This is a genomic window from Nocardia sp. BMG51109 (genome assembly GCF_000526215.1).
GTDB lineage: Bacteria > Actinomycetota > Actinomycetes > Mycobacteriales > Mycobacteriaceae > Nocardia.
In genome coordinates this window covers 4,570,376-4,585,927 of sequence record NZ_JAFQ01000004.1, presented here as the reverse complement: position 1 = coordinate 4,585,927, position 15,552 = coordinate 4,570,376, and the positions used below count along the sequence as shown (strand labels likewise).

The 15,552-nt window shown below is 65.0% G+C and carries 16 protein-coding genes; 4 read left to right on the top strand and 12 right to left on the bottom strand.

Annotated features, from left to right (window positions below; genetic code table 11):
• Positions 1-28: 28 nt before the first annotated feature.
• From D892_RS44590 to D892_RS45510, 7 genes are read right to left on the bottom strand one after another with little or no spacing between them, the layout of a single operon-like run.
• Positions 29-979, bottom strand: coding sequence for an NAD-dependent epimerase/dehydratase family protein (locus D892_RS44590; RefSeq protein WP_036567344.1), 951 nt, complete (start codon positions 977-979; stop codon positions 29-31).
• Entirely contained in the window at positions 976-2,253 is a 1,278-nt protein-coding gene (locus D892_RS0121960) for an aspartate aminotransferase family protein (protein WP_024803305.1), read from the bottom strand. Before D892_RS0121960 ends, D892_RS44590 begins: the two co-directional genes overlap by 4 nt.
• Before the next feature lie 11 nt (positions 2,254-2,264).
• Complete coding sequence (locus D892_RS49670) at positions 2,265-2,828, bottom strand: hypothetical protein (protein ID WP_156959620.1); 564 nt, start codon at positions 2,826-2,828, stop codon at positions 2,265-2,267.
• Between the two features lie 4 nt (positions 2,829-2,832).
• The gene (locus D892_RS45515) at positions 2,833-3,942 is read right to left on the bottom strand and encodes a glycerate kinase (RefSeq protein ID WP_198036965.1); all 1,110 of its coding nucleotides are present in this window, start codon (positions 3,940-3,942) and stop codon (positions 2,833-2,835) included.
• A 47-nt stretch (positions 3,943-3,989) separates the two neighbouring features.
• The gene (locus D892_RS46905; protein ID WP_156959619.1) at positions 3,990-4,685 is read right to left on the bottom strand and encodes a hypothetical protein; all 696 of its coding nucleotides are present in this window, start codon (positions 4,683-4,685) and stop codon (positions 3,990-3,992) included.
• A 33-nt stretch (positions 4,686-4,718) separates the two neighbouring features.
• Positions 4,719-5,318, bottom strand: coding sequence for an NUDIX hydrolase (locus D892_RS0121950; protein ID WP_024803304.1), 600 nt, complete (start codon positions 5,316-5,318; stop codon positions 4,719-4,721).
• A gap of 7 nt (positions 5,319-5,325) precedes the next feature.
• On the bottom strand, positions 5,326-5,757 hold the full coding sequence (locus D892_RS45510; RefSeq protein WP_084161171.1) for an HIT family protein: 432 nt from the start codon (positions 5,755-5,757) through the stop codon (positions 5,326-5,328).
• Between the two features lie 60 nt (positions 5,758-5,817).
• On the opposite strand from D892_RS45510, the gene D892_RS0121945 reads away from it, so the two are divergent.
• The gene (locus D892_RS0121945; RefSeq protein ID WP_024803303.1) at positions 5,818-6,576 is read left to right on the top strand and encodes a maleylpyruvate isomerase family mycothiol-dependent enzyme; all 759 of its coding nucleotides are present in this window, start codon (positions 5,818-5,820) and stop codon (positions 6,574-6,576) included.
• Positions 6,577-6,691: 115 nt separating this feature from the next.
• Here D892_RS0121945 and D892_RS0121940 read toward each other — a convergent pair whose 3' ends face one another.
• The 3 genes from D892_RS0121940 to D892_RS0121930 all read right to left on the bottom strand — a co-directional run bounded on the left by D892_RS0121940 (position 6,692) and on the right by D892_RS0121930 (position 9,747).
• A complete protein-coding gene (locus D892_RS0121940) occupies positions 6,692-7,159 on the bottom strand; it encodes a thioredoxin domain-containing protein (RefSeq protein ID WP_024803302.1) in 468 nt (155 codons plus the stop codon).
• Between the two features lie 143 nt (positions 7,160-7,302).
• Complete coding sequence (locus tag D892_RS0121935) at positions 7,303-8,142, bottom strand: family 43 glycosylhydrolase (RefSeq protein WP_024803301.1); 840 nt, start codon at positions 8,140-8,142, stop codon at positions 7,303-7,305.
• A 72-nt stretch (positions 8,143-8,214) separates the two neighbouring features.
• Entirely contained in the window at positions 8,215-9,747 is a 1,533-nt protein-coding gene (locus D892_RS0121930) for an alpha/beta fold hydrolase (protein WP_024803300.1), read from the bottom strand.
• Between the two features lie 368 nt (positions 9,748-10,115).
• Here D892_RS0121930 and D892_RS0121925 point away from each other — a divergent pair, with 368 nt between their 5' ends.
• Positions 10,116-11,330: an RtcB family protein gene (locus tag D892_RS0121925; protein WP_024803299.1), complete on the top strand. Its 1,215-nt coding sequence runs from the start codon at positions 10,116-10,118 to the stop codon at positions 11,328-11,330.
• Positions 11,331-11,359: 29 nt separating this feature from the next.
• Here the strand turns inward: D892_RS0121925 and D892_RS0121920 are convergent, their stop codons facing one another.
• Positions 11,360-11,842: a hypothetical protein gene (locus D892_RS0121920; protein ID WP_024803298.1), complete on the bottom strand. Its 483-nt coding sequence runs from the start codon at positions 11,840-11,842 to the stop codon at positions 11,360-11,362.
• A 168-nt stretch (positions 11,843-12,010) separates the two neighbouring features.
• On the opposite strand from D892_RS0121920, the gene D892_RS0121915 reads away from it, so the two are divergent.
• Complete coding sequence (locus D892_RS0121915; RefSeq protein WP_024803297.1) at positions 12,011-12,916, top strand: alpha/beta fold hydrolase; 906 nt, start codon at positions 12,011-12,013, stop codon at positions 12,914-12,916.
• A 281-nt stretch (positions 12,917-13,197) separates the two neighbouring features.
• Here the strand turns inward: D892_RS0121915 and D892_RS47850 are convergent, their stop codons facing one another.
• Positions 13,198-13,359 carry a hypothetical protein gene (locus tag D892_RS47850; protein WP_198037217.1) on the bottom strand — a complete coding sequence of 54 codons (162 nt, stop codon included), beginning with the start codon at positions 13,357-13,359 and terminating at the stop codon, positions 13,198-13,200.
• Between the two features lies 1 nt (position 13,360).
• Between D892_RS47850 and D892_RS0121910 the strand changes: the two genes are divergently transcribed.
• Positions 13,361-15,442: an ATP-dependent DNA helicase RecQ gene (locus tag D892_RS0121910; RefSeq protein ID WP_024803296.1), complete on the top strand. Its 2,082-nt coding sequence runs from the start codon at positions 13,361-13,363 to the stop codon at positions 15,440-15,442.
• Positions 15,443-15,552 lie beyond the last annotated feature (110 nt).

The window sequence follows — 15,552 nt, the reverse complement described above, 5'->3', positions numbered from 1 at the left end:
ACCGGCAGGGCCCGGCATGACCCACTCCTCACGGCGCAACGCCGTCGTACGAATCCACGATGTGTCTCAGCGACAAATCGAACGGCAGCCCCATCGATCGCGCACCGTCGTCCGACCACGCGACAGGCCAGCTACCGATAATTCTTTCGACCGACGGGTCGACCGATATCAATGCTTCCCGTGCCACCGAACCATACCGGCGTGTAGCTTCGGCAAGCAGTTCATTGACGCTCACTGTGATACCGCGCAGGTTCACCGTACATCTGGGTCCGATGCTGTCACGGTCCACGTCGTGCAGCATGACCATCGATTCAACGGCAGCAATGACTCCAATTACCAGCAACTCGTGCGCCACTCCCACCGGTACGACCGGCACACGTCCGCCACGACAGTCACGAAATATGTTGCTGGCAAATCCGGAAGCCGCACGGTTAGCGCTTCCGGGTCGGACCACCACGGTCGGCAGTCGTGCCACACGAGCGTCGATGATATTCATACGCGACGCGTCCTCTATCAGCAGTTCGCACATCGCCTTCGTGGTGCCGTAGGTCGTCAGTGGATCACGAACGGCCTCGGCACCGACGGAGCGCCGCAGGGCCGCGACACTACTCGAAAATACGAATCGCCTACCGGCTGGCCGCTCTCGAAATATATTCAAGACTCCTCGTAGAGCCGATACATTGCAATCGTAAGCCGCATCCCACCTGTGCTCCGACTCCGCGCTCATCATCGATGCAAGATAGAATACCGAAGTGACGTCATCGGTCAGCAATGACGAGATCGCAACCGCGTCACGAACGTCGCCGAGCACAACTCGAACCCCATCCGGTACCGGATCGCTCGGTCGAACCAGATCGAATATCAACACCTCGTCGATCGCGCGCCTCCTGCCGCCTTCGAAGAGATATCCGCGTCGAACCAGACTGGTGGCCAGATTAAGGCCGAGGAATCCTGAACCTCCGATGATCAGAACCTTCATTTCTGCACTCCCTGATCATCGGATCGTACAGATCTCGCTCTCTCGACCCACGACTCTACGCTGGCTACCAGGTCTCGGCACTGCTCGTCGGTGACGGCCAGAGAAAGAGTCACCATACCTTGCGGAGAAATATAATACCCCGCACGCAGCAGCTCGAAGAACAACCAACGTATCCATCGGTCATCACGCGAGTGAAAACAGAACATCGAACCTGTTCCGGTCACATCGATCGGCAGCTCCGAACGCCGCAATATTCCGGATATTTCTTCCCGCATGAGATCGCCACGACTGTTGTTTGCCGTCAGGTCGTCAGGGTCGAGACAATCCCTGAGTACGGCAACGACGGCCGACATTGTCAACACGTTGTTATTGAACGTACCCGAATGCTGCAGAGAGTCCGATCCATTGCCGTAGTGCGCCATCAAATCCCCGCGCCCCCCGAATGCACCGAACGGTAACCCGCCGGCAATATACTTGCCCAGAGTTGTCAGATCCGGTGTCACTCCGTACCGTTGCTGCAACCCGCCCGGATACAGACGCGATGTCATAACCTCGTCGAATATCAGCACCGTGTCGTATCGGTCGCACTCCGCACGCAACTGCCGCAAGAACTCTGTTTCGGCCGGCCGACATCCTCCAGCTCCTTGCATCGGCTCGACGAGCACGCATCCGACGCACCCGTCACTCAGAATCTCCCGGACGCTGTCGATATCGTTGTATTCGCCGACCCTGAATCTGTATCGTGCGTTGACGCCCACGTGTTGTCGCCCGTCGCCCATGCCGTTGGAGAAATTGAGCAGCGAACCATGAAAGCCCCTTCGAAAAACCACCACAGCATCGCGCCGCGTATGGTGAAGCGACACGCCTATGGCGTGAAGATTCGCCTCGGTTCCCGACGTCGTGAACCGAACGGATGCCATTGTCGGGAACCAACGACAAACCAACTGCGCCGCCTCGATCTCCACGGCGTGGGCAGCCCCGATGGTCCAACCGCCGTCGAGGGAACTTCTGACAGCTTCTTTGACGGCCCGCGGATCGTGACCCAGCAGTCCCGCGGTGTAATCGCCACAGAAATCGATCAGATAGTTGCCGTCGACATCCTCTAGTCTGCTGCCGCTGGCCTTTGCCACGCGGAACGGAAACGGCTCCACGGCGATTACCGAGCGAGTCGTTCCACCTGGTATAACCTGTTCGGCTTCGCTCTGGAGATGCGCACTTCGCGGCCTGGATTCGACATAGTCGGCGATTACCGAGTCCAGTACGTCGTCCAGCATATGGTAAGAATTCACAGCGGTTCCTCGAAGGTACGATCGATAGTTTCGATCAGCGTGTTCAAATGCAATACTGTTCGAGCGAAGGGTGAGCTGCAATCAATAACATGGTCTATACATGATATTGTAGAGTATATCGACTCGACCTCTTCCTGAACGGTCGGCCAACGGCTCGCACGATGGGGGTCTGCTGCAATTCTGGACTTGAGCACATGTCTGTCGCAATATAGGAACAGGGTGGCGACGCGACCCGGAAAAATATTTCGGAGCGATTCCACGCTGGAACAGTCACCGACCGTCAGCACATGGCATCTTCCACGGCGGAGGGAATCTTCGATCGCGGTGAGTCGTATTCCGAACACTGCACCGTAACTTGTGAACCTCAGCACACCGCTGTCCGGAATTTCATCCGCAGTGCAGAATATGAAGTCTCGGGTGTCCTCCACTGTTCCGCGGTGTTCGCGAGTCGTGTATTTCTGGGCTGTATCGTAACCAGCCTTCGTAACAAGGTGATCTTTGACCGTAGTTTTTCCGGCGCCCGACGGACCGAGAAGTAGAAGCAAATATGGACTGGCCACGTTGTTACCGTTCCGACGAACTACCGATGTGTAATGCTACGGATCTGGCCGCTTGCGCAAGCGCGCTCCGAGGATTCGACATCGCGAGACCACTGTTCAGTTCGTAAACTGAACATCCACCCACGGCGCCTCGGCGAAGGTCGTCCAGTCCTGTTGCGCTGTGTCCACCGACAACAGCGATACACCTACCCGCGCATTGCGATGTAACATAGTAAGGTACTTTCCCCCACCGTGTCTGGTCGTCGAGATACCCTTCTCCGGTAATTACGTAATCGCATGCGGCAAGGCGCTCGCTGAGTCCGAGCTGGGAATCGAAGTATTCGGGAGTGTGACTGAGATCCGCATCATGGAACGCATGCAACGCGGCGGCCAGACCTCCGCTGCCGGTGCCCATCGGAAGCCTGGCGACTTGAATCCCCAGGCGCTCTTCGATCAACCGGGAAAAACGCGCCAGACCAGCCTCCGCCGCTGCCACTTCGTATTCCACGAGCCCCTTTTGAGCGCCATACGTACTCGCTTGTCCACGAGGCCCGCACAAGTAGTCCTTGGTGTCGACCAGACAGGTTATCTTGACGTTACGCACTCGGTCGAATGTGAAGTCGGTAAGATGTGCAAGGTCACGCAGGCCCGGTTCGATAATTCTCTTGCCATCGGAGTAGAAGTTTGCGCCGAGAGCATCCAACATGCCGATTCCCATATCCATGATCGCCGAGTCACCCATCGTTACGATAATTTCCTGGGCACCATCGGCGATGAGGGTTCGAATCAGGTACCCCACGCCTGCACTGGAGGTCTGCCACGGATTTCTTCGTGACGAGGGTATCAACGAATATCCTACGATTTTCGCCGACTCGACAATCACGCTTTGCGCGTTGACCCAACAGACCTCGGCATGAACAGGCTCCCTCAACGGGCCGATCGTTCGGTAGGTCTTGATCGAGCCGCCGAAGTTGTGCGCAAAGGCATCGATCGTCCCTTCACCGCCGTCGGTCATCACTATCGGTTCGATTTGATCGTCAGGAAGATTATCTTGGAGAACCTCCGACAGAATATCGGTAGCATCCAGTGAAGTAATGGTGGACTTGTAGCTGCCGGGTGCGACCGCTATTCTCACGGCGACCCCCTCCCTGAATCTGGATACGGATCTGGTGCGCCATGTTATTACGGTGGGGTCGGGTGGACGTGTCCATGATTCTTGATATTGGATCTTATTATGTCGATGACATCTTGTTCGGTTCTCGCTTTTTCGTGGCGCACGAAGAAATTGCTGCAAATGCCTCCGCTTCGCGGACCACCGTAGACGAACGTCTTGCCACGCATTCGAATCGGTCTACGCAAAAAATGACGCCCGCTGAGCTCGAAGAACATCGTTGTGCGTGAGTAGTATTCTGCCGAAGAATCGATGGAATCGCTTCGTACGTTGACGAACTCATAGGCATTGCCGTTGTCCAGCATATCGGTCACTGAACGCACGTGGGAACGGACCCGGTAGTCGTCCGTCAATCCGAAGCCGACGACAGATGTGCCGAAAAGATTCTGTTCGAATCGCCAAACCCCGAAGTAGACCGTGTCATCTTCGGAATCCTCCAATGTATAACTGTAAGACCACAGGCCCGCAACGTGCAATCGTCCCCAGTACAACCGTAGCAAAAATTCTGAACTGCCCACAACGGAGCAGATCACGTTAACTACGAGCTTATATAAGCCAGCGCTCGTAATAAATATGAGGACGAAGTCGAAAACAGGTGACAATATGGTCGTCTTCGAAGCGAACTTCAAAGCCGCAAGCGCATAGGCCAACGTCAATCCGAGGGAGACGGAAGCCAGGCGCTGATGTCGCATAATCGCAAGCTTCACAGATGCGTATCCTGCCTGTACGCTTGTATTTTTCTATGCCCGCTTGCTGGCGAAGAGCTCTCGAGCTTGAGCAAGTTGTTCGGGATCGGCCGATAGCCTGAGCAGACGAAGGGCGACCTCGAGATCGCCGAACTCTTCGCTGGCTGCCAATTTCAGGAGTTCATCGAAGGTCAACTCGACCAGTTCGATCTTTTCACCCGCGTCCAGAGCCTGCTGCGTAGCAGAACATCCTCGCGCGATATAGGTGTAGATTGCCCAGTCGATCTTTGGGAGAAACTGGTAGGAATCCCATAGATGGAGCTCCCCGGGGATGAGTCCGGCCTCTTCCTGTAGTTCGCGCTGCGCCGCCGCGGCTGGACTTTCACCCGCCTCTACCCGCCCTCCGATCAGGCCGTATACGGTCTGCGCACCGGGTTGCTGCTGGCGGACTATCATGAGGCGACCACCTTCCGCCACCGGAAGGACATAGGCCGTATCGGGGCGGCGAAGCTTCTCGAACGTTGCCACAGATCCGTCGAAAAGAACTTGTTTCCACTGATATACGTCGAACAGCTTTCCCGTAAACACTTTTTTGGCATCGTCCGGAATAGGCTGACGCGATGAGGGGCGCGAGTCCACTTCGTAGTGAGTCATAGGTCTGCTAGGCTCCCCATTTCGATTTCAGAAGCTCCTGCAATGCCTGCCGCTGATCTTCGGACACAGAGACGGACACGGACAAATCGGGCGGCTTTGGCCATGCCGCATCTTCGAATGACGATCCCGCGAAATCCCGATAACTCGCATATCGGGGTATGACATGAAAGTGCACATGATTGTCGACCATCATCAAAAGAATGTAGTTGATCTTATCATGCTGGAAGGCAGATCTCAGTGCGCCCTCGAGATCACGAGTTGCCTGAGCAAGTTCGGCAAATGCCGATGCGCTTATTTGAGACATCGCACCGGCTTCGGATTTGTTTGCTAGAACCATACTTCCGAGGGTGACCTGTTCAGGACGCAGCAGCACAACCCAATTCTCGTACTCTCGCAAGAGCGTTTCGGGATAACCAAACTTCTGGATTGTCGCGTTCAAGCTAAACCCTTCCCCTAAAGTTGGCCAATATATTTGAATGATAGCATATACAATTCATTCGTGACCTCTATCGATATCGAGACACAGCGCACGGCGCTGGTCGCGGAGACTTCCCTGCTGGCCGACCTCTACCGAACCGAAGACCCGACGACCCCGATTCCGACCTGCCCCGACTGGACGCTGGCGAACCTCGTCGCCCATGTCGGGGGCGGGCACCGCTGGGCCGCGGCCATGATCACCGATCGGGCCACCGAGTTCCTCGAGTTCGCGAAGGTGCCGAACGTGCGCCGTCCGCGCGATGCCGAGGAGGCCGACCGGTGGCTGCGCGGCAGCGCCGACATTGTGGTGGAATCGGTCGACGCCACCGGCCCCGACGTTCCGGTCTGGACCCCGTTCGGGGACTTGCGGCCGGCCGAATGGTGGGTCCGGCGGCGGCTGCACGAGTCCACCGCGCACCGCGCCGACGCCCTGCTCGCCCTCGGCCGACCGGTGGCCCTGGCTCCCGAACTGGCCGCCGACGGCCTGTCGGAACTGCTCGGCCTCATCCGGATGGGGTCGCCCAGGTTCCAGACCCCGCTGGACGAGGGCACGACCGTGTCCCTGCACGCCACCGACACCGGCGACGACTGGTCGATCCGCCGGTCGGACGACGGAATCGACTGGGAGCCAACGGCTTCCACCGGATCGGTCACCGTCGAGGCACCGGCGGTCGAGCTGTTCCTCCTGCTGTTGCGGCGCATCCCGGCCGACCACCCCGGCCTCACCGTCTCCGGTGCCGACAAGGTCCTCGCCACCTGGCTGGAACGGACGGCGTTCTGATCCGTCGGCCCCATTGAGTCCGTCGGCCCATTGAGCCGCACCGCGTTTCAGCCGATGCCCACCTGGCGCCGCGGCTACGTCGCTACGCGCTCGGCCGGGTGCCGGTAGCGAGCTGTCAGCGCACCTTCAGGCCCGGCCAGCCGTAGCTGGTCGGGGCGTCGGCGAGGCCGGCGCTGGGCACGGGCTCGGCCGCACCCTTGACGCCGCCGACGGCCGCGTTCTCGGGCTGGGTGGCGGCCAGCTGGCGGCGCACCTCGTCCATATCCATCCACTGGATCTGCTGGACGATTTCCTCCAGCTCCCCGGCGGGCTGGAAGCCGGGATTCGAGTAGACCAGCAGCCCCTCCCGGAAACCGAGCAGCGTGGGCAGGCTGGTGATCTGCGCGGCGGCGGTGAGCGCCTGCTCGGCCTCGGTATCGACGGTGCCGTACACGATGTCCGGGTGGTGCGTCGACGACTCCTCGTAGATCGGCGCGAACCGGGTGCACCAGCCGCACCACGAGGCCCAGAAGTCCACCAGCACAATGGCACTGCGGGATATGGTCTGTTCGAAGTTCTGTTGCGTCAACACCTGCGTTGGCATGCGGTCCTCCCGGTGACGCGCGGATTCGCCGACATGGATCCGGATTCTTCCACGAACATCACCTCCGAGCCACCTTCCGGCCACCGAGTGCGCGATGCTCGTCGGCTATCGCCGATCCGGCTCCTGCTCCCGAGTATCGCGCGTTACTCCGGAAAACGCAGCCGCGCGATGTGCACCCCGCCCTGCCCCCAGCCGGCGTGCGTGATCCACAGGGCGCCGCCGTCGGCCACGATCTCGGCCGCATGCGCCCGGATGTGACCGACCTTGTCCTGCGGCCGGAAGTGCAGCGGATCGTCGCTGCGGAACACGTCGGTGCCGACGTAGCGCGGCCGCGGACCGATGAACAGGTACCAGGATCCGTTGTGCCGCACCACGAACGGCGATTCCGTGGGACCGGCGCCGGTGCCGGTGCTGGGATCGGTGTAGGCGATCGCCCGCTCGCTCCAGTGCACCAGGTCGTCGCTGGTCCGATAGGCGACCACGTGATTCCCGCCGTTCGGCTCGCTGGTCGCGCAGTAGTACATGATCCAGCGGCCGGACTCGCGCAGCACCATCGGATCGCGGGCGTCGTAGCCGTCGCGGAACAGCGGTCCGTCCGGGTGGCGGCGCCAGTGCGTCAGATCGGTGGAGACGGCGAGGTTCATGGCGGTGGCGGTGCGGTCCGGGCCGCCGCCGTCGTAGAACATGGCGTAGTGGTCGTCGGCGCGGACGACGTACGGCGCCCACAGGTGCGTCTCGCCGTAGCCGGGATCGGCGGTCAGCGCGGGCGGGCGCTTGGTCCACGGCCCGGCCGGCCGGTCGGCGGTGGCATGCGCGAACTCCCGCTCCTGCCACGGATCCGCCGGTTCGGGATGGGTGATCCCGAACAGATGCCAGCGGCCGGATTCGTCACGAATCACGGTGTGGTCGTTGATGTACCACGGGCACGCCTCCCCCGCGCTCGGGTCGTAGATGCGACGAAACCGGCCCGCGCTCACCTGCATGCCCGACACCGTGCCGCCTCCGGGCCACCGGCACACGACGACACGCCGTCTCACGGTGTCGCAGGCTCCCGGCTACTCGGGAAAATAGCTGGGGTCGGGCTCGCAGGTGAGGTCGGCGGCGGGCAGCGTGCCGTCGTCGAAGTAGGTGTTGACGATGTCGCTGACGCACGGGCTGAGGCCGACCCGGAAGGCGCCGTGGATGCGGGTGTTCGCCAGGGTGACCAGGCGCGAAGCGGTCAGGTCGCGATGCAGCGCAAGGCTTTGCGTGTAGGCGGTCCTGGTGTCGTGGATCGTGCCCAGGATCAGCGCCTGGTTCGCGTTGTTCATCTCGGTCGGCGGTTCGACCGGATCCGGCCAGTAGGCGCAGGCCGTGATGTTGTTGGCGAACGCGCCGAAGACCGGCTGGGCGGCCCGGATCGCCTCGATATTGCGGTAGTACCACGCCGGATCGCGGGGAGCCGCCTTGTCGCCGCACATGATCGCCGCCATGCCGGACGCCTCGGTGGGCACGGCCGCGGTGATCTTCGCCTTCAGCGTCTTCATATCGAACGGACGCCCGGACACCGCGTCATCGACGATCCGCAGGACGTCGGCGAGGTCGGCATCGAGCTTCGGGTTCGCCAGCAGCGACAGCATCATCATCGGCACCGTGTGCTCGTCGATGAGATAACCGTCGCTGAAGACCGGATGCCCGGCCGCCCGCCGCACCAGGTTCTCGACATACCCGCGCACCTGCGGGGGCGTAGCGCCGAAGTGGTGGTCGCCGTCGTGCCGGGCCGCCCAGATCGACCAGTCGTCCAGGGCGGCCTCGTTGGTCCCGCCCATGTCCTGGAACATGCCGAGCCAGTAGCGCTCGTCGTCGACGCCGCTGTCCAGCACGAACCGGTCGGCGTGCCGGCCGAACATCTGCAGGTAGACCCCGCCGAGGTAGGAACCGTAGGAGCCGCCGTAGTAATTGACCCGTTCGTCGCCGAACGCGCCGCGGATGACGTCCATGTCGCGGGCGATATTGCGGGTCGTCGTATGGCGGGCCTTGTCCGGATCGGGCGCAATGCAGGAGGCGGCCAGGGCGCCCGCCAGTGCCGTGTCGCGCGCATAGCCGAATACGTCGAAACCGGCCGAGAACAGCATGGTCGGCAACGGGATGGCGCAGTGCACCCGATCGGAGCGGCCGATACCGCGCGGGTCCATGCCGATCAGATCGTATTGGGCGCGCACGTCCGGGGTCAGCCGGTCGCGCACCGTCACCATCATGCTCAGCCCCGGACCGCCGGGGCCGCCGGGATTGGAGAGCATGATCCCGCGGCGGCGGGCCGGATCCGTGGCCGGGATGCGCGAGATCGCCACCGTGGTCGTGCGGCCGTCGGGGCGGCCGTAGTCGAGCGGGACGCGCACGCCCGCGCACTGCGCCCCCGCGCCGTCGAGTGCCGGATCGCCGCAGGGCTTCCAGTCCAGGGCCTGGTCGTAGAAGCGGGCCAGGGCGGCCGGCGGATCGCCCTCGGCGCTCGCCGGCGATACGGGGATCACCACCGCGGCCGCCAGCACCCCGACCGCGGCCATCCGCCGAAACCACCGCGCCCGCATGAGAAACCACCGTGCCCGCATGAGATCTCCCCTCGCCGTGCCCGAATCGCACCGAACGCCACACCGTCGCGAAGCCTTCCGCGGCAACCACATCGATCCCACGCCCGGCAACCGGTAGGCGACGTCAGCGTTTCCGATGAGGCGGTGCGTATCAGGCCCGAAATCACAGGTACCAGACGGAACCCCACTTTGACCAGGGACGGGCCGCGGCACACTCGGCAATTCCGCCGCGCATCACGAATTACGGCCGGCATCGATCCGGACACCCACCGCTTCGACCGGCACCCGAGTTCGACGGCCCGGCACGGCTCTGCCCGGCACATATTCGGGTGCGTCGCGAATGTCCGTTCCCTACCGTGGAACTCGATATCCGAGGAAAGGATCGAACGATGTTTCCCGTCGAGCTGCGCGGCACCCGGGCGCAGACGCTGATGTGGGCCCATGAGCACGAGGTCGAGCAGGCCGCGCTGCGCCAGCTGCGCACTATCGCGCAACTGGAATGGGTGCACGGCGTCCGCGTGATGCCCGATGTGCATCTCGGCAAGGGCGCCACCGTCGGCTCGGTCATCGCGATGCGCGACGCGGTCGCCCCGGCCGCGGTCGGGGTGGACATCGGCTGCGGCATGGAGGCGGTGCGCACCTCGCTGACCGCCGCCGAACTGCCCGACAGCCTCCGGTCGCTGCGGTCGCGGATCGAAGCGGCGGTGCCGGTGGGATTCTCCGCCCACGACGACGCGGTGAACGTCACCCGGCTGGAGGCGGAGGCGGCCGGGCCGCGCGGCTCGTCGCGCGGCGGCTGGGACCGGTTCTGGGGCGCGTTCGGCGATCTGGATTCGGGAGTACGGCCGCGAGAGTCCAAGGCGCACAAGCAGATGGGCACGCTGGGCGGCGGCAATCACTTCATCGAGGTGTGCCTGGACACCGAACAGCACGTGTGGATCCTGCTGCACTCCGGCAGCCGCAATATCGGCAAGGAGCTGGCCGAGCGGCACATGGCGGTGGCGCGGACACTGCCGCACAACCACGATCTGCCCGACCGCGATCTGGCCGTATTCCTCTCCGGCACACCGGAAATGGATGCCTACCGGCGCGACCTGACGTGGGCGCAGGAGTACGCGTCCCGCAACCGAGCGGTCATGCTCGCGCTGGTGTGCCGGGCGGTGCGCGACGAATTCGCCACGCTGCCGGTGCGATTCGAGCAGCCGATCTCCTGCCATCACAACTACGTGGCGGAGGAGACGATCGACGGCGTGCCGATGCTGGTGACCCGCAAGGGCGCGGTGCGGGCCGGCGACGGCGACCTGGCGCTGATCCCGGGCTCCATGGGCTCGCGGTCGTATGTGGTGCGCGGCAAGGGAAATCCCGCCTCGTTCCGGTCCGCTTCGCACGGTGCCGGCCGGCGGATGAGCCGCAACGCCGCCAAGAAGCAGTTCACGGTGGCGGATCTGGCGGCGCAGACCGAGGGCGTCGAATCCCGCAAGGACGCCGGGGTGATCGATGAGATCCCGGCCGCCTACAAGGACATCGACGAGGTCATCGCGGCCCAGCGGGACCTGGTGGACGTGGTCGCGACACTGCGCCAGGTGCTGTGCGTGAAGGGGTGAGGCCCTCCCGGTGTTCAGCGGTGTCGTGTTCAGCGGTGCCGCAGCGTCCCCACGATTCCCGCGCCCAGCAACATGAATCCGGAGATCAGCGCGAATCCGTAGGTCACCCAGGCGTGCAGCGCCACCTGCATCTCCTGGTCCACGAACGCCAGGTTGCTCATCAGCGCGAACGTCTCGTCCGGGAACAGCAGGTGCAGGATCCCCGGCAGGATGCCCCACACCAGGCCCGCCACGGTGGTGCCCAGCGGTGAGAACGCCGCCGCGCACACCACGAGCAACAACAGCACCGACCCGCCGACGATCTCGAGCGCCGCCGTCCACCGGTCGACGACCCTGCCGACGATCACCCAGTACCGGATGTCGGCGCCGCCCTTGGCCGCGAGGGCGATCCCGACCGGCGTCACGACCAGCCCGAACAGCACGCCACCCACGGTCCGGCCCGGCATCGCGCGATTCTGGAACTGCGACCCGGGCGGGGACCAATCCGCCGGTGACTCGAACTTGTTCGGCATCGTCAGTCCTCCCTGTTCCCGCGGCGCCCACGAGACCTCGATGTCCCTGCCGCACCTCATTGTCGTGCCTGCGCCGGAATTGTCGTGCCTGCGCCGGAAAAATGTCCGACCGCGCGGCAATCGTTCTCGGCCTGGTCGGCTGCCCGTCACCGGCGGTTAGCATCGGGTATGCGCTCGACCGATGCCACAGACGCGCCGCCGCTGCCCGGCGTCCGGCGCTCCTTCGTCACCGCCCGGGGCGTGCGGTTCCACGTCACCGAGGCGGGGCCGGCGACCGGGCGTCCGGTGCTGCTGCTGCACGGGTGGCCGCAGCATCACTACGCCTATCGTCACCTGCTGGCCGATCCGCCCGCGGGCCTGCGGCTCATCGCCCCGGACCTGCCCGGCTACGGCTGGTCCGGGCCGCCGCCGCACCGCTGGGCGAAGGAGGACATCGTCCAGGACCTGCTGGCGCTGCTCGACGAACTCGGGGTGGAGCGGGCACTGCTGGTCGGGCACGATTGGGGCGCCTTCGTCGGCTATCTGATGGTGCTGGCCGATCCCGGACGGTTCGACGGTTATCTGCCGCTGAACATGGCGCACGCATGGCAGACGCCGCGCGCGATAGCCCCGCACCTATGGCGGTTCCTGCTGTACCAGCCGCTGGTGGCCGCGCTCGGTATGCCGTTGCACCGCCGTACCCGTTTCGTCGACCAGATGTTCCGGCTGGGAGCCACCCACCGCGGTAAGTTCCCGCCCGAGGTGGTCCGCATCTACTCCGACCGTTTCCGCGATCCGGTCACCGCCCGCGCCGCCACCGATACCTATCGCACATTCCTGCTGCACGAGGTGGCGGCCCGGCGCCGTCCCGAACGCCGCCGCGCCACGGTCCCGATCCGCGCCCTCTTCGGCGTCGACGACGGGGCCGTCCACCCGTCGCTGGCCTCCGCGCAGACCGCGAACGCCGACGACTACACGGTCGAATACGTCTCCGGCTGCGGGCATTTCATCGCCGAGGAGCGCCCGGACCTGGTCCGCACCCGCCTGACCGAACTGGCCGCCGAAACGGCCGACTCCGGGCCCGAGCGGGAATAGACACATTCGATCGGGACCGCACCACCTGCTCCCGAGGGCACGTGCGGGGATGAGGCGGCGCCTCTCGCCGGCACCGCGCCCTTCGACGAGATCGACGCTGCGTGATGCCTCGCCGTGTGCCGAGACACGGCAGTACATCTCACCGGCACGGCACCTTTCGACGCGGCCGGTGCTGTGGTTCCCCCGGCCGTGCGCCGAGTCGCGGGCGCGCATCTCGCCGGTCCGGCGCCCGTTCGAGCGGTGGACACCGGAACCATCGCCGATCGGCTGCATACGTCCCGCTACGTCGCCGCCCGACCCGGGTTCGCGTGCCGGTCGCCGCCGGCCGTCGGCTCCTCGGGCCGCACCCCGCGCATGCCCGCCACGCCGGTGGGCAGGGTGCGGGAACGGGGACGGGGTGCGGGAATGCGCGGATCCTCGCCGGTGTCGGTGGCGTCGGGCACGATGGAGCGCGTGACTACGACCGATCTGCGGGAATCCGCCGAGGAACTGCTGCGGGAGCTGGCCGGGCCGCACGCGCGGCTGCGGGAGGACCAGTGGACGGCGATCGAGGCGCTGGTGGTGCAGCGCCGCCGCGCGCTGGTGGTGCAGCGCACCGGATGGGGCAAGTCGGCGGTGTACTTCATCGCCGCCAAGCTGCTGCGCCGCGCCGGGCACGGCCCGACGGTGATCGTGTCGCCGCTGCTGGCGCTGATGCGCAACCAGGTGGCGTCCGCGCAGCGCGCGGGAGTCGTTGCGGCGACCATCAATTCGGGCAACGTGACGGAATGGGACGAGATCCACGCGCGGGTCGCCGCGGGCGAGGTCGACGTGCTGCTGGTCAGCCCGGAGCGGCTGAACAATCCGGACTTCCGCGATTCGGTACTGCCGAAGCTGGCCGCCGACGCGGGCCTGGTGGTGATCGACGAGGCGCACTGCGTGTCCGACTGGGGCCACGACTTCCGGCCCGACTATCGCCGCATCCGCACGCTGATCGCCGACCTCGGCAGCGACGTGCCCGTCCTGGCCACCACCGCCACCGCCAACGACCGCGTGGTGACGGACGTCGCCACCCAGATCGGCACCGACACCCTCGTCCTGCGCGGCACCCTGGACCGCGAATCGCTGCACATGTCGGTGGTCCGCATCGACGACGCCGTGCGGCGCACCGCCTGGCTGGGCAGGCGTCTGCACGAGCTGCCCGGCGCCGGGATCATCTACACGCTCACGGTCGCCGCCGCACACGACGTGGCCGACCTGCTGGTGACGCAGGGCCACCGGGTCGCCGCCTACACCGGCCGCACCGATCCGGCCGAGCGCGAATCGCTCGAACGGGCCCTGCTGGACAACGAGGTCAAGGCACTGGTCGCCACGTCCGCGCTCGGAATGGGTTTCGACAAACCGGATCTGGGTTTCGTCGTGCATCTCGGCGCGCCCTCCTCGCCCATCGCCTACTACCAGCAGGTGGGTCGCGCGGGCCGCGCCACCGAGCGCGCCGAGGTGCTGCTGCTGCCCGGGCCGGAGGACCGCAGAATCTGGAGTTACTTTGCCTCCGTTGCCTTTCCGCGTGAACACGTGGTCCGCGCCGTGCTCGACGTGCTCGATCGGGAGCGGCCGCAGTCGACGGCGGCGCTGGAGCCGCTGGTGGAGCTGAACCGCTCGCGGCTGGAGATGGTGCTGAAGGTGCTCGACGTGGACGGCGCGGTCCAGCGGGTGCGCGGCGGCTGGATCGCGACCGGGGAGCCTTGGGTCTACGACACCGAGCGCTACGAGCGCCTGTCGGCCGCGCGGGAGTCCGAGCAGCAGGCGATGATCGACTACCAGTCGACCACCGGCTGCCGGATGAACTTCCTCCGCGGCCAGCTCGACGATCCCGAGCCGGCCGAAACCGGTTGCGGCCGTTGCGACAACTGCACGGGGGCGCACCCCGACACCACGGTCGATGCCGACGACATCACCGCCACCCGCCTGCGCCTGGACCGTCCCGGTATCGATCTGGCACCCCGCAAACAATGGCCGACGGGGATGGACAGACTCGGAATTCCGTTGTCCGGCAAGATCACCGACGGTCCGGGGACCGGCCGGGTGCTCGGCCGGCTCAGCGATCTGGCCTGGGGCAAGCGCCTGCGCGCCCTGCTCGACGGGCCGGACGAGCCGGTGCCCGACGAGATCGTCGAAGCCTGCATCACCGTACTGCGCGAATGGAACTGGGAGCAGCGGCCCACCGCGGTGCTGGCCCTGGAGTCGCCCACCCATCCCCGCCTGACGTCCGACCTGGCGGCCCGGCTCGCGCACATCGGCCGCCTGAACCATCTCGGCACCCTGCGCACCCGCCCCGACCGCTCGCCGGTCTCCGCCGCCAATTCCGCCCACCGCGTCGCCGCCCTGTTCGACTCCTGGGAGCCACCCGACCTCACCCCCGACGGCCCGATCCTGCTGGTGGACGCCCTCACCGACACCGGCTGGACCTTCACCCTCGCCGCCCGCACCCTCCGCCTGGCGGGAGCCCCCGCGGTTCTCCCCTTCGCCCTGGCGACGCCAGCCTGATCATCGCGCAGCTGCCGGTGACGCAGCGGTGCCCGGCCCAGGCGTTGAACCCAGCGTCTCGAGGTAACGGTCACGGTCGACCACGGACCGACAACCGATAGCTCAGTCGC

Bases quoted from the DNA above. Each gene is read 5' to 3' on its own strand.
- D892_RS0121930 (WP_024803300.1), bottom strand. From the start codon at position 9,747: ATGCGGGCACGGTGGTTTCTCATGCGGGCGCGGTGGTTTCGGCGGATG.
- D892_RS0121925 (WP_024803299.1), top strand. From the start codon at position 10,116: ATGTTTCCCGTCGAGCTGCGCGGCACCCGGGCGCAGACGCTGATGTGG.
- D892_RS0121940 (WP_024803302.1), bottom strand. From the start codon at position 7,159: ATGCCAACGCAGGTGTTGACGCAACAGAACTTCGAACAGACCATATCC.
- D892_RS0121920 (WP_024803298.1), bottom strand. From the start codon at position 11,842: ATGCCGAACAAGTTCGAGTCACCGGCGGATTGGTCCCCGCCCGGGTCG.
- D892_RS0121935 (WP_024803301.1), bottom strand. From the start codon at position 8,142: ATGCAGGTGAGCGCGGGCCGGTTTCGTCGCATCTACGACCCGAGCGCG.
- D892_RS0121950 (WP_024803304.1), bottom strand. From the start codon at position 5,318: ATGACTCACTACGAAGTGGACTCGCGCCCCTCATCGCGTCAGCCTATT.
- D892_RS0121960 (WP_024803305.1), bottom strand. From the start codon at position 2,253: ATGCTGGACGACGTACTGGACTCGGTAATCGCCGACTATGTCGAATCC.
- D892_RS44590 (WP_036567344.1), bottom strand. From the start codon at position 979: ATGAAGGTTCTGATCATCGGAGGTTCAGGATTCCTCGGCCTTAATCTG.
- D892_RS0121910 (WP_024803296.1), top strand. From the start codon at position 13,361: ATGGAGCGCGTGACTACGACCGATCTGCGGGAATCCGCCGAGGAACTG.
- D892_RS0121915 (WP_024803297.1), top strand. From the start codon at position 12,011: ATGCGCTCGACCGATGCCACAGACGCGCCGCCGCTGCCCGGCGTCCGG.